The organism is Vibrio sp. Y42_MX_L11 (assembly GCF_024181785.1).
Taxonomy (GTDB): Bacteria; Pseudomonadota; Gammaproteobacteria; order Enterobacterales; family Vibrionaceae; genus Vibrio; species Vibrio diabolicus.
Genome location: NZ_JAMZAP010000007.1, coordinates 14,188 through 38,448, shown reverse-complemented (window position 1 = coordinate 38,448; position 24,261 = coordinate 14,188). Strand labels below are relative to the sequence as shown.

The window sequence follows — 24,261 nt, the reverse complement described above, 5'->3', positions numbered from 1 at the left end:
TTTTTTAACTCATGGCTACTATCTAAGTTCAATGTCGTTTCTGTAATAAAACAGAGCCCGTCCGTGAACATGGAAAATGGCATTCTGGCTTTCCTCGTTTCAGGTGTATCGAGTGTCGAAAGGGCTTTCAACTCGATTAAGTTTACGAAGCCCGCAAGCCAGATGTAAAAGAAAAAATTGTCGATATGTCAATGAATAGCTCTGGAGTTAGGGGAACAGCACAAGTGTTGAATGTCGCATACAATATGGTATTGAGCACTTTAAAAAAATCTCGCCAAGGTAAGTAACCTCAATACCTTTCGATAGAGCAAATATAAGACTAATTTGTAAACTTGAAAGGCTAGCTGCATTGGTTGAAGAATATGAGGAAAAACACTTTCCCATTTAAGAACTGCAACACACCTTTGCCCCGTTATGTGCTTTGAACCCAAGTGCGAACATAGATTTTCAGTTGACTGACATACAAAAAGTAATGATTGTCAAAAGGCAAGATCTGAACCCGTTTTCACTCCAGAGTTGTTTTAATCGAGTGTACTCTGCCAACTTACCGAGAGAAAAATACATTAAAGGGAAGCGATACACGCAAAGGATAGAGCGAGTAAATCTGACGCCAGAACTCGCCTTAAACGACGCGTTCGAAAAACGATTGCTTTATCCAAGTCGGAAGAAATGCACAATAAGGTGTTCGGTACCTTCAGGAGTTAAATTACTAATCAATAGGTTGGAGTCACGACCCAATTTTTTCTTGCCATATCTGATTTAATAATTCGTATTTTTGCTAAATATATTCTAGTTTCATAGTTAGCATAAATTAAGTGTGTTGCTTTTTACATAAACGGGACCATTTCTAATAAGCCATACTTCTTGGAGACATATAGTTTCTCGATTGGTCCGATTTGATGATTTTAAGTCCGCTCTAATTCAATAAAATGCCGTTATAGAGTGCATACAGAGTGAAGGAGGCGCAATATGAACCATCATGGAATTAATCAACCAAGAGGCTTGAACTCTACCGCCGCAAAAGAAGGTAGATTTGGTCACTTGTTTTCAAGTTTACCCCGCTTAATTTCTGACCCTAACGAGCTAGAGGAGGTAGGAAAAGTCGGCGGGGTAATGGATGAAGATACACATGGGAGTATTGGCTCGACAACTACACCACTAGGTTATGTTTTCCTAGGTCAGTTTATAGATCATGATATAACTCTTGATGTAATTTCTAGTTTTAATAAAATTAATGATCCTGAGGCTATACAGAATTTCAGGACTCCAGCGTTGGATCTTGACTGTATATATGGCTCAGGGCCTGAAGCTAGCCCATATTTATATTTTCAAGCGCCTAAAGATGGTACTGATCGTGAAAAAGCCATTAGTGGAAGGCACTTACTTACCCTTAAAGATGACCTCGTTCGAGCTCCGAGTTATCCTGATGGAAATACTAAAAGAGCTGCCTTAATCGGTGATCCACGCAACGATGAAAACCGAATAGTATCTCAGATTCAGCTTACAATGCACTTCTTCCACAATGCCGTTGTTAATTATATTTTGGATAATTTGGAGAAATTGAAGTTACATGAGCATGAAATATTTGAAGAAGCTCAGCGGTTAACTCGCTGGCATTATCAGTGGGTCATAGTTAATGATTTTCTGAAAAGAATTGTAGGAAAAGAACTTGTCGAAGATATCTTATACAATGGGAAAAAACTCTATCAAGATGAGGGTAAGCCCTACATCCCTGTTGAATTTGCCGTAGCTGCTTATCGTTTCGGACATACTATGGTCACTAAGAAACTAAAATACAATGCTAAACATCTAAATGTTGAGCTTTTTGGACCAGAATTAGGAGATGGATTTAGTGTTAACCAAGCCGGAGCCGCAGATATGGAAAATTTCTTCGGTCCCAAAGCTCAAACTGCAGGTGCTGTTAATATTCGTATGCAAGGTGACCTGCTTAAACTTCCATTCATGCCTTGCGATACTCCGCCAGCTATGCTCTCACTTGCTACTAGAAACCTATTGCGCTCACAGTCCTTTGGTTTACCGTCGGGCCAGAATGTTCACATTGCCGTTTCTGAGGCTTGCGGAATAAACCTAGACTCACCGGACTTAAGTGGTTTGGGGTTCCCTGAAGGTATAACCAAGAGTACCCCACTTTGGCTGTATATCCTGGCAGAAGGTGCGCTTTCTGGTGGTCAGCAGCTAGGCCCTGTTGGTGGTCGTATTGTAGCCGAAGTTCTCATTGGGCTTTTGGAAAATGACAACACCTCTTACCTCGGTAGAGATCGTTCTTGGTATCCATCTTTTGTAGAAAAAGATCAAGAGTGGGATATGGCCGCGTTAGTTAAATTTGCAGAGAAAGCTCGCTGAATATTATGGGTTGAAAAATCAGCATAATAAGGTAGTTCAGTCGTCGCGTCAGATCTGACAGTGGCTGAGTGATGGTATAACGCTTAATAGCGTTATTGGCATTTAAATTTGATGCGCATATTTTATATGATTTTGTGATAAATCACTTGCTCATGCGGTCAGCGTTCTAGCACATATGTTTATAGGAGATAAGCAATGCTATTCATGGTCACAAACAGAAAAGTAAAAAACGGTGAGTATAGTGATGAAGAAAGAGCGAACTTTAAATATGACTATCAGTACGCCTACAATTTAGGTGTCAGAGAAAAAGATAAATTTGAAAAGACCGGAAAAAGAGGCTTTGAGGCTGCTTTACTCTCTGAACTAAAAAGAATTAAAAAAGAAGAAAATACCACACCAAAAATTGGAATTTATATACACGGTTATAACAATGACTATCAAGACAGCATAGATGAAATTGTAGATCTTGAGAAAGAGTTATCTCCAATTGTTAAGTACTCACCGATTATTGTCGGTTTTTCATGGCCGTCAACAGGGAAGACATTAAACTATCTGTCCGATAGAGAAGAAGTTCGTGACTCTGTCGGCGCGTTTACCCGATTTCTAAAAGACATCAATGATTTTATTATTAAAAATGAGCGGGACTGTTTTTCAACCACATTTTGTATAGCTCACTCTATGGGTAATTATTTACTTAGGAAAGGTATGGAGTATTTGTCAGACGACCTAGGTAGACCTATTGGAAGAATGCTATTTGATGAAACGGTCCTTCTCGCTCCGGATATTGCATCAACTGATATAGAGATAGATGGGAAAGGAGCCTATATCGCTGAATTTTCGAGGCGTGTGCATATCTATTACTCAAAGCATGACAGGGCATTAAAAGCTTCCAGCGCAAAAAGGTTCGGCGCTAACCGATTAGGTCGACACGGGGCAGATGATTATGACAACTTACCTGCTAATGTGGTTGTAATTGATGCAAATAAGTACGCGAATGAAACGGAAATAAAGGGCAAGACCGATCGGGTCGGAGATCAAGTATCTGTGCATAGCTCTCACAGATACCACTCCAAAATACTTGAGGATTTAGTTAAAGTTATCTCTAGTATTGACCGTGATCAGATTGAAGGAAGGAAAAGAGTCGATAAGGGTCAGCATGAACTTCCGAAAGGCAATCACTATGAACTAATTTAACAGGTATAAGTGATTCTAGGAGATAAAAATGAAATCAATTTCAATTGAAGTTCAAAAACAAGGTAATGAATGGAAAGAGGATATTGAGAAATCCTTAGAAATATTTCATGAAAATTATGATATTAATGAGTCTATGGGTTCAGATGGTAATCCTTCAGTAATTATAGAAATATTAAATTTATCAAAAGACGTTTTACCTCATATTCTCACTTTTACCTTAGGCTACATTTCTCGAAATAGAGTTAAGAGAATTGTTGTTGGAGAGTGGATAATAGAAAACCCTACTAAAAATATGATAAAAGTATTTGAGGAAAAGCTAAAAAAAGAAATGGAAGATGATTTGAAATAATAGGATTAAAATATGTCTAACAAAAAGAATATTGATGAAATAATCAGATCTACCATAGAAGATTTACCGAACAGGTTTATAGAAAAAATAGATAGACATAGTTTTAAACCATCAACTTATGCTGAGCATGGCTTGAGTTGGATTGAGAAAAAAATTCGACTATCTCAACCAGATGCAAAGGTACATACACCATTTATGGCGACAGCACTTTATGGTGCATATATGGATGAATTTGATGAGTGGCGTTGTTGCTTCCCTCATATTTTTAAAGACTTTGATACATTTCAAGGGTGTCTTATTGAAAGTAAGAATTTGCGCGCGTCTGCACTAAATTTTAAATCAAGAAAAGATATAAAAGATTGGCGTGGACGGCCATTTACCAAAGACGGTGTTTCGCTTCTTATAATAGACAACACTTTTTTAAGAATATTGTGGTCGAGCTTTTACTATCTTATAGGACAGCAATATTGCCCGGAAATGGAAGAGGAACATCGCAAGAAAAAAATTTTGGATAAGTGGGGCTATGATATAGAACTTGATTCTAATTATACGTATAGTTCAACTGAATTAAGTCAGCTTAAAAGTGTAAGAAGTAGTTTTAGGGAGTATCTAACTAAAGAATATAATAATGCGATCACTCCGCAATCTAGTTTATGGATAAATAAACTTCTTCAACCTCAGAGGGACTGGCATGAAGTTGATGGCAATCTCAGTAATTTCTGTGAATCAGTTGCAATTCATTTTCTTTATGCGCATGAATTCGGTCATCATTGTCACTCTTTAGGTGGTAATGAAGAATTAAATGCGATAGGTAATTCAGCAGAAGAAATCATTACCTCTATTGACGCTAATTCTATAGACCTTAAAGAGGAGCTAGTTTGTGATCTCCTTGGGGCGAATAACTGTTGGTTTAGACAAAGAAAGACGGAGTTATTGCCCACAACAGTATTAGTATATATGATTCTATGGATACTACATTTATCTAGAGCTTTGGCAGATAGAAAAAATGAAAACATAACCAAACATAAAATTCTACATCGCGCTAAAGCTGCAGAGTATTATTTGACCGAAATTATAAGAAACAACGGGCAGTCTGACTTTTCTGAGATGGCAGAACATGCTAGTCGAGAATTGGAGCCAGTAGGAAGAATTTTTTCTAAATGTATAAAACTGAATGAGTAGTCCGCTTTAATTATATATTAAGCACTTAACTAATGTCTGCTGTCTGACAACGCTGTAGCTTCGCTTTCACTTTTTACAGTTTCCACCGCTTTACCACAACTAGCCATATTAAAAAGTACAGAAATATTAGTCGCACGATCCCAATGAGCAATTACTTTAAGTTAACTAGGGCAAAAGCGCCTGAGAATTAGAAAGCATGCTGCATACTTACTAGAATCTTTTGCACAATGTCTGGCTGATACAGCTGAAAGAGGGTGACAGCTTCTGTCCATTTCCTGTCATGAACGGCACCGTATAGAGTGGTGTCGCTCAGTCTTTGTAATACCAAAAGTTATCCGTGAATAGCTAATTTAGCAAAATCTCTGGCTCAGAAATGTCCAAAAGCTTGTTGGCGTAGTTCAAAGCAAACACTCGCTTTGGGTTACTCGACTCCAAGTAACTTTATTGCTATGTTTCGCAAAATATATGGAGAATCTCCTGCGCGTTATTTTTTCCAGATGCCGTGCAGAATAATGTGTTGACCGGCTGGGGTAAAAATGAAAACCAAAATAATAATGTCGTTTCTACTCGCTTCATTGTGTGTCAGTGTCAGCGCCAGTACGAATGGGCCGAAATACCATTCTGCGCTAACAGTCAAAACGGTATTCAGTGAAGACAGAGACAAGCCTGTAGAAGTCTACTACTGGTATCCCACAACGAACGGAAAAACCAACTTCACGTTTGGTAGGGGTAACATTTTTAAGTCAGTCGAAACGCCGTTAGATGCCCCTTTAGCAAGTGGAAAATTTCCCGTTGTGATTTTGTCGCAGGGCGGAACACGGTCAGCATTTTCCCATAGTGGTTGGATAGCTTCAGGCCTAGCGAAACAAGGTTATATCGTTGTTGTACCAAAGCCTCCTGCACCGAACGAAATCAATGCAGAAATGGCTGTTGATGAAATCACTTTCAGGACTAGTGATTTGGTGCTTGGGCTGAACGAATTAAGTTCGGTCGGGATACTGTCCGGAGGTGTAGATACTGATGAAGTGCAGGGTGTCGGCTTTTTTCTGGGTGGCACATCTATGCTGATGCTCTCCGGAGCGCAAATAAGCCCGGAAAAATATCGAACATCGTGTCACAACGCCACCAATGTAGACTGTCATTGGTTACGTGAAAATGACGTTGATATTACCAACATCCCGGATCAAAAATTCCCCCGATTTCAGTCTGAAAACAAACTGAAATCGGTCGTCGTTATCACCCCTGAGCTAACGAAAACTTTTGTCCCTGAAACTTTGGCCTTGATGAACAATGCTATCACCGTGGTGGCGCTCTCTGATCGGCTACATCCCGCACTGACACCAGCCGAATCACTTGTTGCTCTTCCCAATGTGACGTTTCAAGAGATCCCCAGTGCGAGTCAGTTTAGTGCGTTCTCAGAATGTACTGAGCGTGGCATTAAAATTCTCGCATCAGAAGGGGAGGAAGCACTTTGCCAGGAGCGTGACGAGGTTTCCAGAAAGGACAATCATCAGCACATTTTGGATGTAATTCTGGCTAGGTTAACAAAGTCATAAGAGTGCAACTATGAGGAGCTTTCTTACACATTGTGTGCTTGGACCAGCAAAGCAAGAAGTAAGTTTTTCAGGTTTGTCCCCACAACATATTGCAAGACATACTGATGACTGTATTACTTGCCTTAATTAAGTACTTGTACCAGCATTTTAAAACTCAGAAGAACACACAAAATACCAACGATTTTCTTAAGGACTTTATTTGGGAAATACTCTGCGCAACGCACGCCGAGGCTAGTAGTTAAGTAGCTACTAATGGAGAAGCTGATCATTGCAGGAAGGTATATGTATCCTAATACTAAGTTGTTCCAATCTGTGTTTCCCCATCCGTTTAACATGTAACCGAGGCTTCCTGACAGCGCGATAGGGAAACCTATCGCAGCAGAGGTACCAATAGCACGTTTTACCTCAAAATTTTGCTGGACAAGATAAGGGATGATCAACCCCGCACCGCTTATAGAGACAAGTGCTGATACAGAGCCAATGACCGAGCCTACAGTGATATTACCGATAGCCCCATGTGGGTTAGGGTTGTACTCATTTTCAGTGTTGAGAAACATCTTATAAGCAACATACAACATGAATACGCTGAAAAAGCCCGCCAGATAGACTCCTTGTAGATACGATGCTACGAATGTGGCGCAAAATGTTCCGACTAGAACTCCGCTCAACATTTTTACTACCATTGTCGAGTCTACATTCTCTTTTTTGTAGTGAGCGCGCATGCTGCCCAATGTTGTAATAATCATTGAAGCCATTGACGTCCCCAACGCAAGATGCACTACTTCCGTATCAGCTATTCCCTGTAGTGAAAACAGAAACGCAAAAATAGGGACGGCCATTCCACCACCACCCACACCAACGAGTCCAGCGAGAAAGCCAATGCCCAAGCCTGCTGTAATGTAATAGATAATAAAGATAGGTTCGTTCATGATGGTTCTGCCTTCGATAAAATGGTCGTTGCTAAAATGTTACTCGAACGCTAACTTGCTATGGTAACGTTAAGAGGACAGAAAATAATGAATAATGGCCAAAATGGAATTGAGTAAATAAAGTGACAAACTCTGACTACAGCGAATGGAAAAATGGAGCCGCACTGATCGCTAAGGAGTGGCAGCATGAAAGGAGCGACTTCAACCATTTGGAGCAACGGCCACATAATTGGCACAGTCATCATCGAGGCCAGCTACTGTGTATAGATGAAGGGCTAATACAGGTAAAAACCGATGAAGGAGCGTGGATACTACCACCTCACCGAGCTGGTTGGATCCCCCCGGGTGCGATGCACAGTGTTTATTTTTGTGGTTCTCTGAAAGGTCGTTCATTACTGTTTACTCCAGAGAGTTGTGAGCGGTTTCCAATGAGACCTTGTGTGATCCAAATGAGCGATGTCTTGAAAGCCCTATCGGTTAGGGCATCGATATGGAGCAAAACAGACGAGCTATCCATACAGTCTTTACGTATTCTTGCCGTAATATCCGATGAAATCGTCAATAGCCCTCATGAGTCACTCCACATCCCACAGCCCAGAGATCCGAGACTGCAAAAAGTTACTCAAGCAATTTTAATAGACCCAAACAGCAAACATTCTGTGGAGCATTGGGCAAATATCGGGGCAGTCTCATCTCGGACGTTAAGACGATTGATTCGAAGTGAGTTAAACATGAGTTTTAGTGAATGGCGGCAACAAGCACTGCTAATACATTCGTTAGAAATGATGGCTCGCGGAGAGTCCGTAGGAGCGGTTGCACATGCTTTGGGTTATTCGACGCCCGGTAACTTTATCGCTATGTTTCGTCGGGTCTATGGTGATTCACCCACGCGTTACTTTTCGAGTCGTGGCATATAGTTGCCAAGAGCTTACCTAAATTAGGTTCGTTTTTATGTACTGAGGCTTTACATACATTTACTCACCCAACATAAGCAAGTGCTTCTAGCTTCTTTCTGCCCCAAATGAGCTGAAATCAATTTCGAAGTGGATAATAGATTTCAAGATTTTTAAATATTTAATCTAATGGAAGGCAAGACCACACTCCTACGGTTATTGACAACATAAAGGGGGGGGGGGGAGAATGTTCATTCCTTTGCTTTAAATGTACTTCAAAATTACCCGTTCAACTTGTGCCATACAGGCTCTTTATCGTCTCCCTCAACCACACGATTTTAGGGTTCTTGTTATTGCGTTTGTGCCAAATCATAGTAAATGGAATCAGTAGCTTGTGCTGATAATCTTCCGCAATGGGGATAGGCAACGCTATTAAGTTGGGGTGAAGCTGTTCGCAGTATCGCTGACAATATTTTGGTGCTGTGGTTAACATTTGATGATCGGGCTTTTCTGCAACAAATAAAGCTTGCTCGAAACTCGCCATCGTTAGGCTAACGTTTCGAGTGTGTCCCTGCTCAGCCAAGATCTCATCCAATGCCCAACTGTCATTTTTCTCCCATGCTACATTGATGTGGGCATAGCTTAAGAAAGTATCTAAATTCCACTTTTGCTTGAGTGCAGGATGATCCTTGCGGACATACACCATAGGTAAATCCGAGAACAGCACTTCGAAATTAATAAAATACGGGAGCAGTTCTAACGACTCTTTGGAGCGAGGATGGCTTTCACGGCCAGTAAAACCAATATCCACTTCACCGCTGGTAATGGCATCTAACGAGTCGTAATCCCAGTTATGGAACTTTACCGTTGAGTCTGGGTAAAAATCATGGATTCGTTTGGTCAGTTCATCCGCCATGATGAGTGACAATGGCGACTCTACTCCAAGATGAAATTTAACCCCGCTTGGCGCATCATCACCTCGGTGCGAAACAATCTGGTTACCGATCTGCATCCAGTCTGACAAAAGCACTTGCACGTTTGTCGCGAGATTTGTTGGCTTTAGGCCTTGCGGCGTATTCACAAAAAGCGGGTCATCAAACCAAGCGCGCAATTTGCCTAAAGACTTACTCACGGTTGAGGGAGTTACATTAAGTTTTTTCGCCGTTTTAGTAACACTCTGCTCTTGCAGTAGCAATTGCAGAGTGAGCAGTAAATTAAGATCAAGTCGGGCAAGAGATTTCTTCATGAGGCTTACTAACGTTCTGATTTGGAAATAATAATATTATGGAGAGTCCAATAACGCCACTAGCAACCAACGCTATCATTAACATCATCACGGCCGACACACCTAACGTCGCCATCAACCAAATGTAAAGTGCAGACCAAGAAACCTGACCTATGCCAAGCATAGAGCTTGCAAGTCCAGCTTTGCGTGAGAACTGGCTTAACGCTTGACTCATCGCCACACCAAACCCCATTGGAAAACTCATGCTGAGCAGAGTGAATCCTACCATATAAAGTGTCGGACTATCGCTATTCAAGTGAGCCGCGAGAATAACGATAGCCGACAGAAAATTGGTCATTTGTGCAGCGAACATCAATGTGGTTTGTTTGAAGCAAGAAAGAGCAAATGGAACTGAAAACGATGTCGTCATACCTACCATCGCGAGTAGTGCCATCGTTGTTGAATATTCGCCTCGAGTAAAACCAATTGAATCCATTATTATCATTGGTGACGTATTTACATAAGAGAGAATAGCTGTAACGCCTAAAGATGTATAAATAACGCGCGATATGAAAAAGCGGTTAGATAGTGATTCGTTCGAAGCTTCACTCACATTTAAAGTTGTGCGCTTGGTTTTAGGCAAGGTTTCTTTTAAGACAAAGCAAGCAATTAAGCTTATCGCAATACCCATCATCGCCATGGCAGTGAATAACACGGGCCACGGAAACTTGATCATAATCAGATTGCCGATCACGGGGGCAAGTACTGGAATAGAACAGATAATTCCATTAAGCATCGATAGAACCTTAGCTCGCTTTGGGTCATCTAAAGTGTCGCGCAAAATGGCAAAGGCCACTACATAGCAACATGCGGCACCTACGCCTTGGAAAAAGCGCATTATTAGGAAGCTATTACTGGTCTCAGCAGAGCCCGCGAACATTGATGCAAGGGTAAAAATCACTGCACCGCAAATGGCAACAGGTTTGCGTCCAAAACAATCAGCGGCTCGCCCAACAAAAACCATCGTCGATGCTAGACCAGCGAGGTAAATAGAAAAGGCAATATGAAGTTGTGATTCGCTCGCAGACAGGTCATTGGCGATTTGTGGTAAAGCAACCAAGTAGAGATCTATTGCCGTAGGATAAAGCAACACAAAGGCGAAGCTACATATCAGATATCGGGGTAAATTAATTTGTTCCATTACTACCTCGTGAAGGAATTGGGCTTACGAGGATGATATGCAACATTACTCATCTTGGCGCGTTACCTTTCTGACAATAGGTATTTCCATATACGACATCAGCAACGATTGTGGCTACAGCAGTCAAACGTACACTGAGAAGAACCTGGTATCGGGCGCAAGTAATCTATACAACCGAGTCCACAACATTAGCTAAATAGATAACGATGGACATTAGTGAGCTGGAGTTTTCTCAAGCTATATTAAGCTCTCAAAACCGAAGGGTTAGATAGTATGATTAAGCCTTTCAAGCGGAGTTGGTCTGTCTCTGCAACCTTAATTTTTCCAAGATACAATGTGTTTTAGCTTTACAGGATTCAGATGCCTAGCTCTTTTTCCCTTTGTTCGTCGCGAACGCTACCATCGTGAGTCGTAGAGCCTTGGTTATCGAAACCATTAACTCATGTTAGTGAAAGGAGATTCCTGCTCCCTACAGTGCTTCTCTCACCAGTCTTCTGTTTGGCTCATTATCGCTAACATCCAGACGTGAAATAGCATAAGATACACGGCCTTTACTAGCACTGAGCCACTCATCGTAATGACAGATAAAACACAGCAAGCGACATTTGCCGATCTTGGCCTGATTCCAACCTTAGTCGAGCGACTAGAAGCGTTAGAATACAGCCAACCGACGCCCATTCAATCTCATACCATTCCTTATATCCTTGAAGGGAAAGATATTGTTGGCGGTGCCAATACGGGCTCTGGTAAAACCGCTGCTTTTTCGCTGCCAATTCTGCAAAAAATTGTTCAGCAAGACGAATCAAATAATCGCCGTGGTAACTTCGTTTCTCACCTGTTTTTAGTACCAACTCGTGAGTTGGCATCACAGGTGGCATACAACGTTAAATCTTACTCATACCATCTTAGAGATAAGATCAAAACGGTTGCCGTATTTGGTGGTGTGTCGGTGAACCCACAAATGCTGGCGCTTCGCGGTGGCTGTGAGATTATCGTAGCTACGCCGGGTCGATTACTTGATCTGGTATCCAGTAACGCGATTAAGTTGGACCAAGTAAAAACGCTCGTGCTCGATGAAGCTGACCGTATGTTGAGCCTCGGATTTACCGAAGAACTCAATAAGATTCTTGCGTTACTGCCAGATAAGAAACAGACGCTGCTATTTTCTGCTACTTTCCCTGATAAAGTCACGACGCTGTCTCAGCACTTGCTCCGCGACCCTGTTGAAGTTCAGTTGCAGAGCGCAGAAGCCAGCACTTTGGTGCAACGCGTGTTTAGTGTAAATAAAGGTGAGAAAACGGCGGTACTTGCGCACTTAATCAAACAGCATCAGTGGCGACAGACTTTGATTTTTGTGAATGCTAAGAATGCCTGTAACCATTTAGCTCAAAAACTGTCAAAACGCGGTATTACTGCTGAAGTTTTCCATGGTGATAAAGGGCAGGGCGCTCGTACTCGTGTACTTGACGGTTTTAAGTCTGGCGAGATTCAAGTTCTTATTGCCACCGATATCGCTGCTCGTGGCCTTGATATTGAAAAGCTGCCAGTGGTGATTAACTTCGATCTTCCGCGTAGTCCTGCTGACTATATGCATCGAATCGGGCGTAGTGGTCGTGCTGGTGAAGTGGGTCTAGGGCTATCTCTTATCGATTACGATGACTATCACCATTTCAAAGTGATAGAAAAGAAAAATAAGTTCCAACTTGAACGTGAGCAGGTAGAGGGCTTTGAAGTGGAAGACGACCAAAGTGAAGCCTACTTTTTACCGATGAAGCCGCGTGCAAAGCCAGCAGGTACAGGGAAAAAGAAGAAAAAGTGCAATCAATAGAAAACGTAAACTACATGTGAGTTTACTTATGGGAGGCGCTGGAGAAGGGGGCGCACTAGCTTGAGTATTTTCTTCTAGCCATTTCTTTAAAGAACAATAGAGCCTTGCTGGAGCTACCAGTAGGGCTCTATTGCTTTTCCAGGTTATGTACTATCGGCGCGTCGGACGTCCACGAGGTGAGCGTTTTTTAAATGCGGATGCAGCTTTAGCTTGTGACTTGAGGATAGAGTCAACGGTTAGCGGCATTGGCTCTTTAGGTTCAAGACCATGAGGGAACGTACGAGCTCTCGGTGGTAAATCATATTCTTCTTCACTTGCGCGTGGCATGCGCTTAAAGCGATAAAGGTAAAAGTTTTCTAATTTTTCTCTCGCCCATTCGGTCTTCTTTAAATACTTCACACTACTTGCAATCGAAGGCTTAGTGTTAAAGCAATTAAAGCGCATTGCTGTATCTAGAATGTCCCAGCCATAAAAATCCACCAACTCTTGCAACATTGTCTCTAGCTTTAACCCGTGCAGTGGGTTGTTCCGTTGCAGTTCGATTCTTTCTTCGTCAGTCATCATTTTAGGGGCCTTACTCATCAAAGGGTGGAGTTTAGCAAAGTATACATTACAGAGATATCTATAGTTAGGCAGCGATGGTTTGGGTTGCAACTCGATTTGATGTTGTTAGTGCGTACTTGCATGAGCAAAATTAACCATTTACCTGTGTGAATTCAGACATGTTTTTCTACCTTGAAAAGCACAGGTGGAGTTGCGACTGTTCCTCTTCTTGAATTGCTGTTCAAAAACTCTCACTAAAGATCAGCGTACTCTAATGTAATGTTAAATCTTTGTGTAATAAGTGAGATTTTTGTTGTTCTTTTACTAATGTCTAATATTCCTACCGATAGCAATACATGCTTAATAGGTTCAAATCAAAAATTAGCCATACCACTTTCTTGGTGTGGCCTCGATGTTTGATGTGGGTGTTGTCTCGTATTGGTCTGTATACCAAGCGAAACTCTAGTTGGCATAGTTCAACGTTGAAATATAACAAAGGATAGCTCAATGTCTGACTCAAGTAAGACCTTTTACAGGGATGTGCGCAAAAAACCGCATGAATTTGAAAGTCGTGAAGACTTTCTAAACCATGATTTAACCATCATGAGCTTTCGTCGCTGGGGTGTTCATTTGCCATCACGTGATTACAGTATTGAAATCGAAGACTGGGTGCCTGCATTAGCCGCAACCATTGGTAAAGTGGTGATGGTCACCGCTATGGTTGCTGCCTTTGCTGCTCAGTTCGGTTTATCTCCGGAGTTCGTTGCAGAAAACGTGCGTTACGAATTGCTTATCGCGGGTGCTCTGTTCGTTATTTTGTTTTCTGCCATCCTAAACCCGAATGCAAACCTAGCCGGTACCCACGGCCCAATGATACCGCTGATTCCCATGATTGCTGCTGCAGGAGGGCATCCTCTGGCGCTTGGCTTGATGGTATGTGCTTTTGGCTTAATTCTCGCTTTGACTAAAGGCGGTTCTAAACTCATGACCTTGACTGGCATTGGAGTTCGAGGAGGGTTATTGATCTACCTAGGCGCTGTTGGGTTGCTCGGACAAATTAATAAGACTGAGGCGTGGGCTGCAAGTACAGACCAAGGTTACATTTCGTTTGTTGTCATTGGTCTAACGGTTATGGTTTATGCCTACCTAGCTAAGATCAACAAGCGTTGGTTGGCAATCCCACTGTGCTCTGCACTCGCGGGTATTGTTGCTTATTTGATGGGCGCTGAGTTTGCTTTTACCACAGAACCGGGCTTGCCTAATTTCAGTCCATTCTACTGGTGGGGTGAAGATACAGGCTGGCAACTAGGTTGGCCAACCATAGAGCACTTTATTGCCGTGACTCCATTTGCGCTACTGGCAGTCGCTATGTGGTCCCCTGATTATCTCGGCCATCGTGTGTTCCAAGAACTTAACTACCCAAAAGAAGCGAAAGGCGTACTCATGGATGTCGACGACACGATGGTCGGAGCGTCTGTTCGTCAGGGGGTTGGCTCACTCTTAGGGGGCGGTAACTTAGCTTCTTCTTGGGGGACGTACATGATTCCAGCCGCAATTGCTAAACGTCCTATTCCAGGTGGCGCACTGTTAACGGGTTTCATGTGTATTGCCGCCGCGGTAATTGGTTACCCTATGGATCTAGCGATGTGGGAACCTGTTCTGCGCGTTGCTTTGATTGTCGGTGTATTCTTACCACTTCTTGAAGCGGGTATGCAGATGATCCACAAGCATAAAGATTCACTCAGTGCAGGTATCTGTATTTTTGCCTGTGCATTCGTTAATCCAGTCTTTGGCTGGGCAATCACGATGCTACTGGATAACCTTGGACTTATCGGCGACCATGAGCGTGCTAACGAACTCTCGCGAAAAGATAAATACCTGATTCCTGGCACTGCATTTATCGTTTGTGCAGGTTCGCTTGCTGTCGTTGGTCAGCTTCCGGGTATTCCTGCTCTGATCGGTTAATCGAATTATGTTCTAAAGGACTAGTTGGAGTGGTAAGTAAGAGGGTTTTCTCAATCTATGCCTATTTCTCAAAAGTAAAAGGTTTGGACTGTGTAGTTAAGCCTTCAAAGCGCATGTAGGGAAAGTAAGGCGCAAACAAAAAGCTACCTAGTAATAGGTAGCTTTTTGTATAGACAGTTAGTCTACGAAGTCGTGACTAAATAATTGATTCAATGCCATATTTTTCGCCGTAGTGTTCAACGACAAAATCAATGTCTTTGTCACCGCGACCGGATAAGTTGATCAGAATTGAGCCAGTTTCTCCTTGCTTCGCGAGTTTAATCGCGTAAGCGACAGCGTGTGAGGATTCAATCGCTGGAATAATCCCCTCTTCGCGAGACAGTTCAAAGAATGCATCAATCGCTTCGTCATCGGTGATTGAGCCGTAATTGACACGGCCAATGTCTTTTAAGTAACTATGCTGAGGCCCAACCGATGGGTAATCTAAGCCACTTGCTACAGAATAGACTTCCTGTGGTTCGCCTTGCTCATCTTTAAGCATGTAAGACTTAAATCCGTGCATAATACCTGGCTCACCAAGTGTGAGTGTTGCAGCATGCTCGCCAACCTTTTGCAAAGAGCGGCCCGCTGGCTCGACGCCGTGAATGGCGACTTGTTCATCGTCTAAGAAAGCAGTAAATAGCCCCATCGCGTTAGAACCACCTCCAACGCATGCGACGAGATTATTGGGTAACTTGCCTGTCATTTCTTTGAATTGAACTCGTGCTTCGTTACCGATAATTGATTGGAAATCTCGTACCATTTTAGGGAATGGGTGAGGGCCAACGACAGAGCCTATCGCATAAAGTTGTGTGTCAGGATCTTTTAGGTAGGCTTCGAAGGCAGAATCAACCGCTTCTTTGAGAGTCTTACGCCCGTGAGTGGCAGGGATGACATTGGCACCAAGGATTCTCATACGGACGACATTCGGGTGCTCTTTGGCAATATCAACTTCACCCATGTAAATATCGCACTTTAAGCCGACCAGTGCGGCGGCTGTCGCAAGCGCGACCCCATGTTGCCCTGCGCCAGTTTCAGCAATCAGTTTCTTCTTACCCATCTTTTTAGCGAGAATGGCTTCTCCTAAGCAGTGGTTAATTTTATGTGCGCCTGTATGGTTTAAGTCCTCGCGCTTTAGGTAGATGTCTGCTCCGTATTTCTTAGACAAGTTTTCTGCATGGAAGATTGGGCTAGGTCGTCCAACAAAGTGCTTATACAGGCGAACAAGCTCCGCTTTAAATTCAGGATCTTTGCTGCATTCCTCATAAGCTGCGTTGATGTCACGCATGATTTGTTCAAGCTCCGGCGGCACGAAGCTACCACCGTATTCACCAAAGTATCCTTCTTCATTGGGCATGGTGAGATCAAACGAGTTTTTCATTATTTACATCCTAGTTAACGAAAGTATTGATACTTTTATACCCAAAATTTGGAAGAGGTTGTGTGATCAGTTGCTTAAATCAGAATTCGCGATCTAGTGAACTAGTTAAAAAGTACAATTTGTGTAGTTGTTAACGGGTTGGATACAACATAAGGTGGGGTTTAAGAGGCGCAAAAAAGCCCCGAGAGATCCTAGGCTGTCATAAGAACCTCTCGAGGCAAACAGAGTGCTGGAAATACACTCTGCGATGGTGTCTGGAAACAAAAGTTAGATTCGTTTCCTTTGCCAGATATTAGGGTTTTAGAATGAGCTGATGTCAGCGAAATGTCACAAGTTAATCGCGATATCTAAAGCTTATTTTTTATTTTTGAACAATGGGTTAGAAAACAGACTAACCTACCGTGTGTTCTGCATCTTTTAAATTGAACATGATCTTTCTTTGTTTCGAATCGACGTCTTTAACCAATACGTGCACTTTAGTCCCTAAAGTAAACGTGGTGCTCTGGCTAGAAATTTTTTGTTTGACTGCATCAAATTCGAACTCTCCATTTTGAAAACTTGATAAAGGAATGAGACCTTCGATTCGGTTTTCCTCTAACTCAACAAATACTCCGAAGTGTGTGACTCCAGACACCGTCCCCATGAAGTGTTGCCCGATAAATGGCTTCATGTAATGACATTTCAGTGCAGACTCAACCTCTCGACTCACTTCATCTGCCTGACGAGATTGATGCGAACAGTGCACGCTCAGTTGCTCGATTACTTTTGTATCGTAAGGGTAGTTGTTCGCCGCACCTGTCAATTGACGAATAGGTTTTAGTTTCATGAGCAGACTGCGTAGCTTGCCTGTTTTTTGCTCTCGAAGTTTAGCGCGAATGGCGCGGTGAACGAGTAAGTCTGGGTAACGACGAATTGGCGAAGTAAAGTGTGCGTATGCGTCATAGGCTAAACCGAAGTGACCCATATTCTTCGGCGAATACTCGGCTTGACTCTGAGAACGTAGCAGTAGGGTACGAATCACATCACACTCATCTAAATCTCGTACTTGTTCCAGTAATGCGTTGTAGTCATGAGAAGTTGGTTTATCACCACCCGCAAGCGTTAGCCCTTTGTCTGCAAGCATCATTCTTAATGAAGACAGTTTTTTCATCTGAGGACCAGAGTGCACGCGGTATAAGCTCGGTATTTTTTGGTGCTGCAAAAATTGAGCGGTGGCAACGTTGGCACACAGCATGAATTCTTCGATCATTCGGTGGGCATCATTTCGAACTACAGGAACGATGGACGCGATTTTCTTTTTATTGTTTAACGTGAATGAAAGCTCTTGCGTGTCAAAATCAATGGCACCACGGACTTGACGTTGACCAGATAGGTTCAAATACAAGCGATGGAGATTCACCAGATGCTGTTTAATGTTTTGTTTTGGGTTCTTACCTTGGTATTTTTTTGCTTCCGTTGATTGGGAAACAATGCGGTAAGCTTCGTTATAAGTTAAACGAGCATGCGAGTGAATGATCCCTTCAGAAAACTCTGAATCTAGCATGTTACCTTCGTCGTCAAAGGTCATCTCACATACCATAACCAATCGGTCTTCATTCGGGTTAAGCGAGCACAAACCGTTAGATAATGTTTCTGGTAGCATTGGTACAACGTGTCCGGGGAAGTAAACGGACGTTGCACGAGATTGCGCCTCAAGATCTAAATGGTCGTTTGGCTGAACGTAGTGAGATACGTCTGCAATCGCAACGAATAACTTCCAATGCCCATTGTCCATTTGGTATGCGTAAACGGCATCATCAAAGTCTTTCGCGTCGTCCCCATCGATAGTGACGAACGGTAAATCTCGATAATCCACTCGTGACGTTTTGTCTTTTTCTTCTACGTGATTGCCAAATGCGGAAGCAGCGTGAAGAACTTCATCATCCCAATGGTCATTGATGCCATGTCGACGTAACGCCAATTTAACTTCAATCCCTGCTTCTCCCGGACGCCCTAATACTTCCGCCACTTCAACTGTTGTTGATTGTCTGTGATCTGGATAGGCAGTGACTTTACAATGAACGAGTTTACCGGCACTTTTGGTGATAAGATCATTTGGTGTGACATGAATGGTTTGAGTCAGTTTCGCGCTTTCTGGCACTAGATAGAAGTTCGAACCTTTTCTCTTTAACAAGCCTACGATGTGGGTTGTTTTTCGTTCCACTATTTTGATGAAACGATGATTTGAGCGTCCTTGATGCTGAGCATTGCCTTTCAGAACCAGTACGATATCGCCATCAAACACATGAGTAAGTTGGTGTTTAGGTAAGAAAAGGTCTTTTTCATTACTGTCGTAAGTGACAAAACCAAAGCCGTCTGCGTGAATGCTGACCTTTCCAGAAACCAAAGCGGTTTGATCGACTTTTTTATAACCACGGCGATGTGTGAAAATCAACTGGCCATCGCGCTCCATAGCGCGTAAACGTTTTTTTAAAGCGTCTTTTTGTGGTTTCTCATCTAAGCCAGTAGAGCGAGAAATTTGCTCGTGACTTAAGTGATTTTTAACTTTATCGAATAGGCTAAGGATAACGTCTCGGCTAGGGATAATGTGCTCGTAATTATTAGAATTTATTGATTGTGCGGATATATTTAATTTCATTTTTTTCTCTTATATTCGCCAATCGCTTTTATTTTATAAACTTTATTTATATGAGCAAAGCATGAGGCGAAGTGATTCAGATATGAATCAGATTAATTTAATTCCAAACTGGAATTGCAAGATAGGTAGTGTGATTACCTAAAAATGTATACCAAAGTGACTTTATTGAAAGTGATTAATGACGGCGTGGGAGAGGTAAGTGATTTGGGTATATAAACTTAGATAGAGAATAGTAAGGGCGGCAATAAGTGGAAGGGGATGGTGGCACCAACAACGTTGATGCCACACAAAGAATTACAGTGCAGTTACTTCAGCAGCTTGTAAACCTTTGTTACCTTGTTCAACAACGAACGATACTTTTTGGCCTTCAGTAAGAGTTTTGAAGCCTTCAGAAACAATAGAACGGAAGTGAACGAATACGTCATCACCGCCATTGTCTTGAGAAATAAAACCAAAACCTTTAGTTTCGTTGAACCATTTTACTGAACCAGTTAATTTATTAGACATAGATACCTCTATATTTGATTGTTTTAAATATTGAATTTTTAGCTAATATCAAGTGCTACTATATGATTTTAGAGATAACTATTTTGTCGCAGGAACGTAAACGAGGAATTCGATGTGGAACTGAGAGAAACTTTGATCTTTAATTACATTAATAGCTCTTTCCGTAAGAGCTGATGTGCAGTATACCGACAAAATTAATAAAGGCTAGCCTTTTCTTTTTTTATTTTTTAAGTACACCAAGCGCATTGCTTTCAAAGCATACGCTTGGTGTATAAGACGGCATGGTGTTATAGATGGTGCGGAGCGCTTAGTGTTTTCTGGTTGGGCCGTTACGAACAATGTCTTTACCATTGTCATATACGTGCTGCGAAACCCAGCGGCCAAGGAGCAATTGGTGCTTTTCTCCTAATACGGCAACAAATGGACGGCCATCGGTATTAGAGGTGGCTAGCGCAACGCCAGTGACACCTTCAAGACCCAGAGCGCCGCTTTCTACTAAATGCAGAAATGCCTCTAACTCTTCAATCGTTTCGATTACATGGTTATCAATATTCATTGTATTCAATCTCTTCGAATTGCATTGCGGTCGCGTACTCTACCTAAGTTAAGCGTGGAAACCAAGTTTCTGCGTGAGTCATGTAATGAGAGAGCCAAGCCCTGCCACTAATCATCGATAGTTAGTCTCGATAGTCCGGAACTTGTGTAGATTCAATAAAGGTGAAACCCCTCGCTGGTTAGACATGAGTCACATAATGTTGTCTGGCTTATGTCAACAATACTTTTGTTATTGGATGGGGTGAAGGGGAGTGCAATAATTTGTGAAACTCTTTTCCTAAAGGTTGTTATGAAGAAAGTCCTGATTACCGGTTTTGAACCTTTTGGTGGTGACGCCATTAACCCCGCTTTAGAAGCGGTGAAGCGATTAGAGGCTGTGGCAATAGAAGATGCCATGATCGTTACTTGCCCAGTTCCTGTGATTCGGCATGAGTCAGTGAATACCGTTATTGATGCAATAGAAGCGCACCAGCCAGATTGTGTGATTACCGTTGGGCAAGCGGCTGGACGTGGCGTGATCACCCCAGAGCGTGTCGCAATTAATGTGGATGATTTTCGTATTCCAGATAACGCTGGTCATCAGCCGATTGATGAACCCGTAGTGGCTGACGGCCCAGATGCTTACTTCTCGACACTGCCGATAAAGCGTATTGTTCAAACGCTGCAAAAGCAGGGGATACCTAGCCAGATTTCCAACAGTGCCGGAACATTTGTATGTAACCACCTTTTTTATGGCATCCAACATTATCTAAAAGACAAACCTATTCGTCATGGGTTTGTTCATATCCCATTATTGCCAGAACAAGCAGTAGATGGCAGTCAGCCTTCCATGTCTCTGGAGATTATAGTCGAAGGGCTAAGGCTGGTGGCTCAAGTTTGTATTGCCAATGAAAACGACATATTGGTCAGCGGCGGGTCGATTTGCTAGTAAGTGTTTTACAGTCCACTAAGTGTCTGAAAGCTAGTAATAAGTTCATCGTTTGATGTTGTAATAAATGTTAGCTTTGTCAAATTTCACAAGTAGCGAAAGGAGTAGCATTGAATAGTCAGGTTGGATGTTGTTCAAACTGGCACTCCCCTAATACAGGAGGTATTAGGGGCTACCCTTACGAAAGGCGAGTTATCATGAAAAGCAACAAAAGTAAGTCTATCGCACTTATCTCTGTCGTTGTTTTCGCATTGGCTATCGCTGCGCTTAAATTCGAAAACACGCTCGGAGTTCTTCCCATCGTAGTCGCTATTATCGCGTTTTTTACCTGCGTCATTTACACCAGTATGTATCTTTCTGATATGAAGCGTTCAGAGTTGATAAGTCACTCTGATCACTCTCAAAAAATGTGTACCCACGCATCACGCAATGAGCTTGATGAGCGCGATAAAAAGCGTTGAAGCGAGTCACATTCTCCGTATACTTTGCTGGAGCATTAATGCACTAACGTGTCGGAGATAAGCATGTCAAATCGAGTACCAACCAACATACTGACCGGATTTTTGGGTGTCGGTAAAACGACCACGATTTTAAATCTACTGAAGAACAAACCGGAAAACGAAAACTGGGCGGTTTTGGTCAATGAATTTGGTGAGATTGGCATCGACGGTGCATTGATGACAGACCAAGGTGCACTGATTAAAGAAGTGCCGGGTGGCTGTATGTGTTGCACGGCGGGCGTGCCAATGTCGGTCGGTATTACCGCGTTACTGCGCCAAAAACCGGACCGTTTATTGATTGAGCCGACAGGCCTTGGTCATCCAAAACAGGTTATCGCGACGCTTACCTCAGAACAGTATGAGCCTTACGTTGATCTAAAAGCGACGATCGCTCTGGTTGATCCGCGTAACTTAAGTGATGAAAAATATCTTTCTAACCAAAATTTCGTGGACCAGTTAGACAGCGCAGATGTGGTTATAGGTAGTAAGGTTGACCTTTGTACCAGTCACGACATTGATGTGTTTAATGACTGGGTGACGGACCAATCTCCCTCAAAAGTATTCAGTAAGCTTATTCATGACGGTGAGTTACCGATAGAAGTCTTGGATATCGAACGGGTTTACGGCAGCGCTTCTTCCCATATCGAGTCACATCATCATGACCATGCTCACCAAGAGCCTCAATTCCAGTTGCCGCCAGGTGAAGCCTTTGTGCGCAAAGAGAACAAAGGGCAAGGGTATTTTAGCTGCGGGTGGTTGTTTGGGGCAGAGTACACGTTTGATTTTGATAAACTTTTCTCAATGCTTTCGGACTTAACGGCGGAACGCGTTAAAGCGGTGGTCAACACGGATCAGGGGTGCTACGCGTTTAATGTTGCCAACCGAGTCGTGTCGGTGAATGAAATCAGCTTAGAAGGGTTTGAATCACGATTAGAAGTGATAGATTCTCAGCTGTTGCCATGGGATGAACTTGAGCAAATTCTCCTTCAGCTGTCTGGCATTAAGCGTTAAATCGAACAAATATTAAACGGAAACGGTGAGCCTGCAATCTGTCTGCGTTTGCCGTTTTTGCTTTTATAGCGTTTTAATGAGAAAAGTGAGATAAATCACTCAAATTCGGGTATAGTGCACGGCTAAATTTTTAAAGCTATTTTTAGTGGTTTGTTTAAGGAATACGCTCAATGTCATTTTCATCTCAAGGTTTTGCGCCAGAAGTGGTTAAAGCACTGGCAGAATGCGGTTATGAAAAGTTAACGCCAATTCAACAGAAGGCGATTCCAATGGCTCGCAAAGGCCATGATATTTTCGCTACAGCACAAACAGGTACTGGTAAAACGGCTGCGTTTTCTCTGCCTATGATTCAGCAGTTGTTAGACAGTAACCGTAGCGCTTCTCGTAAGACTGCTCGTGCACTTATCTTGGCTCCAACTCGCGAGCTTGCTGAACAAATTGCTGACAACATCAAAGCTTACACGAAGTACACCAATCTGTCGGTGGCGGCGATTTTCGGTGGCCGTAAAATGTCTTCTCAGGTTGCGGCACTGGAAAATGGTGTTGATATCCTTGTGGCTACACCTGGTCGATTGGAAGAGCACATCGAACAAGGTAATGTCTCTGTGGCACACTTAGAGTTTTTGGTGTTTGATGAAGCAGACCGTATCTTGGATATGGGCTTTATTCATGCAGTTCGTAAGATCATGCTGGATGTGGATACAGATCCGCAAATCATGATGTTTTCGGCAACGACTTCAAGCCAGCTAAATCTGTTAGCGAAAGACATTCTGCGTAAACCAAAACGTATCGAAGTAGAGCGTGCAAATACTACGGCACAGACAGTTGCTCACGTGCTATATCCAGTTGATCAAGAGCGAAAAACGGAACTGCTTTCAGAGCTAATTGGTCGCAAAAACTGGAAACAAGTGTTGGTATTTGTGAACTACAAAGAGACCGCAAACGAAGTGGTAAAAGAGCTGAAACTTGATGGTATCAAAGCGGTGGTTTGTCATGGTGATCGTGCTCAAAGTGCTCGTCGTCGTGCGCTAGAAGAGTTCAAGTCCGGTAAAGCACGTGTCATGGTGGCTACCGATGTCGCTGCTCGAGGTCTAGATATTGAAGACTTACCTCACGTTGTGAACTATGACATGCCTTTCCTAGCGGAAGATTACGTTCACCGAATTGGCCGTACGGGTCGTGCAGGTAAACAAGGCCATGCCGTTTCATTTGTAAACCGAGATGAAGAGCTCACGGTGGTTCAGGTTGAAAATCTAATCCAGCAACGCATTCGCCGTATTGAGCTTGCAGGCTATGAACCAAAGCAGCGTGAGTCTTACATTGAAAAGCTGCACTCAAAACCAGCATTTAAGAATCGTCAAGGTCGTCGTAATAATCCGAACCAGTCGGCAACAGACCAAGGGTCGGCAGAGCGTCGTCTTGCTATGGTGAAGCGCCTGAAAGCGCGTCGTGGCGCAAAGTAAATTACATCAG

At 42.7% G+C, this 24,261-nt stretch carries 21 protein-coding genes and 1 pseudogene; 14 read left to right on the top strand and 8 right to left on the bottom strand.

The annotated features are described in order from the left end of the window. The first annotated feature begins 11 nt into the window (after positions 1-11). The 6 genes and pseudogenes from NL643_RS09175 (at position 12) to NL643_RS09150 (ending at position 6,645) form a co-directional block, all read left to right on the top strand. Positions 12-705, top strand: a pseudogene (locus NL643_RS09175) (IS1 family transposase). Positions 706-969: 264 nt separating this feature from the next. Continuing rightward, positions 970-2,364 carry a heme peroxidase family protein gene (locus NL643_RS09170; protein WP_253644301.1) on the top strand — a complete coding sequence of 465 codons (1,395 nt, stop codon included), beginning with the start codon at positions 970-972 and terminating at the stop codon, positions 2,362-2,364. A gap of 195 nt (positions 2,365-2,559) precedes the next feature. After that, positions 2,560-3,558, top strand: coding sequence for an alpha/beta hydrolase (locus NL643_RS09165; RefSeq protein WP_140144013.1), 999 nt, complete (start codon positions 2,560-2,562; stop codon positions 3,556-3,558). Positions 3,559-3,586: 28 nt separating this feature from the next. Further along, positions 3,587-3,907, top strand: a complete 321-nt coding sequence (locus tag NL643_RS09160) for a hypothetical protein (protein WP_140166953.1) — start codon at positions 3,587-3,589, stop codon at positions 3,905-3,907. 12 nt (positions 3,908-3,919) lie between these two features. Continuing rightward, positions 3,920-5,089, top strand: a complete 1,170-nt coding sequence (locus tag NL643_RS09155) for a hypothetical protein (protein ID WP_253644300.1) — start codon at positions 3,920-3,922, stop codon at positions 5,087-5,089. A gap of 536 nt (positions 5,090-5,625) precedes the next feature. Next, positions 5,626-6,645 carry a hypothetical protein gene (locus tag NL643_RS09150; protein ID WP_253644299.1) on the top strand — a complete coding sequence of 340 codons (1,020 nt, stop codon included), beginning with the start codon at positions 5,626-5,628 and terminating at the stop codon, positions 6,643-6,645. A gap of 122 nt (positions 6,646-6,767) precedes the next feature. On the opposite strand, the gene NL643_RS09145 is transcribed toward NL643_RS09150, so the two are convergent. Beyond that, positions 6,768-7,574, bottom strand: coding sequence for a sulfite exporter TauE/SafE family protein (locus NL643_RS09145; protein ID WP_253644298.1), 807 nt, complete (start codon positions 7,572-7,574; stop codon positions 6,768-6,770). 122 nt (positions 7,575-7,696) lie between these two features. On the opposite strand from NL643_RS09145, the gene NL643_RS09140 reads away from it, so the two are divergent. After that, entirely contained in the window at positions 7,697-8,491 is a 795-nt protein-coding gene (locus NL643_RS09140) for a helix-turn-helix transcriptional regulator (RefSeq protein WP_253644297.1), read from the top strand. A 265-nt stretch (positions 8,492-8,756) separates the two neighbouring features. Here the strand turns inward: NL643_RS09140 and yidZ are convergent, their stop codons facing one another. Together yidZ and NL643_RS09130 are read right to left on the bottom strand one after the other, a co-directional pair. After that, entirely contained in the window at positions 8,757-9,713 is a 957-nt protein-coding gene (yidZ, locus tag NL643_RS09135) for an HTH-type transcriptional regulator YidZ (RefSeq protein WP_253644296.1), read from the bottom strand. After that, positions 9,688-10,893 carry an MFS transporter gene (locus NL643_RS09130; RefSeq protein ID WP_253644295.1) on the bottom strand — a complete coding sequence of 402 codons (1,206 nt, stop codon included), beginning with the start codon at positions 10,891-10,893 and terminating at the stop codon, positions 9,688-9,690. Before NL643_RS09130 ends, yidZ begins: the two co-directional genes overlap by 26 nt. A gap of 37 nt (positions 10,894-10,930) precedes the next feature. Here NL643_RS09130 and NL643_RS09125 point away from each other — a divergent pair, with 37 nt between their 5' ends. After that, positions 10,931-11,089, top strand: a complete 159-nt coding sequence (locus NL643_RS09125) for a hypothetical protein (protein ID WP_253644294.1) — start codon at positions 10,931-10,933, stop codon at positions 11,087-11,089. A 381-nt stretch (positions 11,090-11,470) separates the two neighbouring features. Next, complete coding sequence (locus NL643_RS09120) at positions 11,471-12,721, top strand: DEAD/DEAH box helicase (protein WP_253644293.1); 1,251 nt, start codon at positions 11,471-11,473, stop codon at positions 12,719-12,721. A gap of 150 nt (positions 12,722-12,871) precedes the next feature. On the opposite strand, the gene NL643_RS09115 is transcribed toward NL643_RS09120, so the two are convergent. Beyond that, positions 12,872-13,285: a VF530 family DNA-binding protein gene (locus NL643_RS09115; protein ID WP_005391068.1), complete on the bottom strand. Its 414-nt coding sequence runs from the start codon at positions 13,283-13,285 to the stop codon at positions 12,872-12,874. Between the two features lie 486 nt (positions 13,286-13,771). Here NL643_RS09115 and NL643_RS09110 point away from each other — a divergent pair, with 486 nt between their 5' ends. Further along, positions 13,772-15,229 (top strand): DUF3360 domain-containing protein, encoded by a 1,458-nt coding sequence (locus tag NL643_RS09110; RefSeq protein ID WP_253644292.1) that lies wholly within the window; start codon positions 13,772-13,774, stop codon positions 15,227-15,229. Between the two features lie 196 nt (positions 15,230-15,425). Here the strand turns inward: NL643_RS09110 and trpB are convergent, their stop codons facing one another. The 4 genes from trpB to NL643_RS09090 all read right to left on the bottom strand — a co-directional run bounded on the left by trpB (position 15,426) and on the right by NL643_RS09090 (position 20,350). After that, a complete protein-coding gene (trpB, locus tag NL643_RS09105) occupies positions 15,426-16,649 on the bottom strand; it encodes a tryptophan synthase subunit beta (RefSeq protein ID WP_253644291.1) in 1,224 nt (407 codons plus the stop codon). Between the two features lie 391 nt (positions 16,650-17,040). Continuing rightward, on the bottom strand, positions 17,041-19,287 hold the full coding sequence (gene rnr / locus NL643_RS09100; RefSeq protein WP_253644290.1) for a ribonuclease R: 2,247 nt from the start codon (positions 19,285-19,287) through the stop codon (positions 17,041-17,043). A gap of 294 nt (positions 19,288-19,581) precedes the next feature. Beyond that, positions 19,582-19,794 (bottom strand): cold-shock protein, encoded by a 213-nt coding sequence (locus tag NL643_RS09095; protein WP_005375644.1) that lies wholly within the window; start codon positions 19,792-19,794, stop codon positions 19,582-19,584. Between the two features lie 307 nt (positions 19,795-20,101). Continuing rightward, complete coding sequence (locus NL643_RS09090; protein ID WP_005375646.1) at positions 20,102-20,350, bottom strand: hypothetical protein; 249 nt, start codon at positions 20,348-20,350, stop codon at positions 20,102-20,104. 288 nt (positions 20,351-20,638) lie between these two features. Here NL643_RS09090 and pcp point away from each other — a divergent pair, with 288 nt between their 5' ends. From pcp to NL643_RS09070, 4 genes are all read left to right on the top strand, one after another. Continuing rightward, complete coding sequence (gene pcp / locus NL643_RS09085; RefSeq protein ID WP_253644289.1) at positions 20,639-21,277, top strand: pyroglutamyl-peptidase I; 639 nt, start codon at positions 20,639-20,641, stop codon at positions 21,275-21,277. A 197-nt stretch (positions 21,278-21,474) separates the two neighbouring features. Continuing rightward, a complete protein-coding gene (locus NL643_RS09080; RefSeq protein ID WP_005391057.1) occupies positions 21,475-21,738 on the top strand; it encodes a hypothetical protein in 264 nt (87 codons plus the stop codon). 63 nt (positions 21,739-21,801) lie between these two features. Beyond that, positions 21,802-22,788 (top strand): GTP-binding protein, encoded by a 987-nt coding sequence (locus NL643_RS09075; protein ID WP_017635758.1) that lies wholly within the window; start codon positions 21,802-21,804, stop codon positions 22,786-22,788. A gap of 170 nt (positions 22,789-22,958) precedes the next feature. Further along, the gene (locus NL643_RS09070; RefSeq protein WP_005386186.1) at positions 22,959-24,251 is read left to right on the top strand and encodes a DEAD/DEAH box helicase; all 1,293 of its coding nucleotides are present in this window, start codon (positions 22,959-22,961) and stop codon (positions 24,249-24,251) included. Positions 24,252-24,261: the final 10 nt, after the last annotated feature.

Bases quoted from the DNA above. Each gene is read 5' to 3' on its own strand.
- NL643_RS09090 (WP_005375646.1), bottom strand. From the start codon at position 20,350: ATGAATATTGATAACCATGTAATCGAAACGATTGAAGAGTTAGAGGCA.
- NL643_RS09075 (WP_017635758.1), top strand. From the start codon at position 21,802: ATGTCAAATCGAGTACCAACCAACATACTGACCGGATTTTTGGGTGTC.
- NL643_RS09080 (WP_005391057.1), top strand. From the start codon at position 21,475: ATGAAAAGCAACAAAAGTAAGTCTATCGCACTTATCTCTGTCGTTGTT.
- NL643_RS09165 (WP_140144013.1), top strand. From the start codon at position 2,560: ATGCTATTCATGGTCACAAACAGAAAAGTAAAAAACGGTGAGTATAGT.
- pcp (WP_253644289.1), top strand. From the start codon at position 20,639: ATGAAGAAAGTCCTGATTACCGGTTTTGAACCTTTTGGTGGTGACGCC.
- yidZ (WP_253644296.1), bottom strand. From the start codon at position 9,713: ATGAAGAAATCTCTTGCCCGACTTGATCTTAATTTACTGCTCACTCTG.
- NL643_RS09150 (WP_253644299.1), top strand. From the start codon at position 5,626: ATGAAAACCAAAATAATAATGTCGTTTCTACTCGCTTCATTGTGTGTC.
- rnr (WP_253644290.1), bottom strand. From the start codon at position 19,287: ATGAAATTAAATATATCCGCACAATCAATAAATTCTAATAATTACGAG.
- NL643_RS09125 (WP_253644294.1), top strand. From the start codon at position 10,931: ATGCAACATTACTCATCTTGGCGCGTTACCTTTCTGACAATAGGTATT.
- NL643_RS09155 (WP_253644300.1), top strand. From the start codon at position 3,920: ATGTCTAACAAAAAGAATATTGATGAAATAATCAGATCTACCATAGAA.
- trpB (WP_253644291.1), bottom strand. From the start codon at position 16,649: ATGAAAAACTCGTTTGATCTCACCATGCCCAATGAAGAAGGATACTTT.
- NL643_RS09115 (WP_005391068.1), bottom strand. From the start codon at position 13,285: ATGATGACTGACGAAGAAAGAATCGAACTGCAACGGAACAACCCACTG.
- NL643_RS09145 (WP_253644298.1), bottom strand. From the start codon at position 7,574: ATGAACGAACCTATCTTTATTATCTATTACATTACAGCAGGCTTGGGC.
- NL643_RS09130 (WP_253644295.1), bottom strand. From the start codon at position 10,893: ATGGAACAAATTAATTTACCCCGATATCTGATATGTAGCTTCGCCTTT.
- NL643_RS09095 (WP_005375644.1), bottom strand. From the start codon at position 19,794: ATGTCTAATAAATTAACTGGTTCAGTAAAATGGTTCAACGAAACTAAA.
- NL643_RS09120 (WP_253644293.1), top strand. From the start codon at position 11,471: ATGACAGATAAAACACAGCAAGCGACATTTGCCGATCTTGGCCTGATT.
- NL643_RS09160 (WP_140166953.1), top strand. From the start codon at position 3,587: ATGAAATCAATTTCAATTGAAGTTCAAAAACAAGGTAATGAATGGAAA.
- NL643_RS09110 (WP_253644292.1), top strand. From the start codon at position 13,772: ATGTCTGACTCAAGTAAGACCTTTTACAGGGATGTGCGCAAAAAACCG.
- NL643_RS09170 (WP_253644301.1), top strand. From the start codon at position 970: ATGAACCATCATGGAATTAATCAACCAAGAGGCTTGAACTCTACCGCC.
- NL643_RS09070 (WP_005386186.1), top strand. From the start codon at position 22,959: ATGTCATTTTCATCTCAAGGTTTTGCGCCAGAAGTGGTTAAAGCACTG.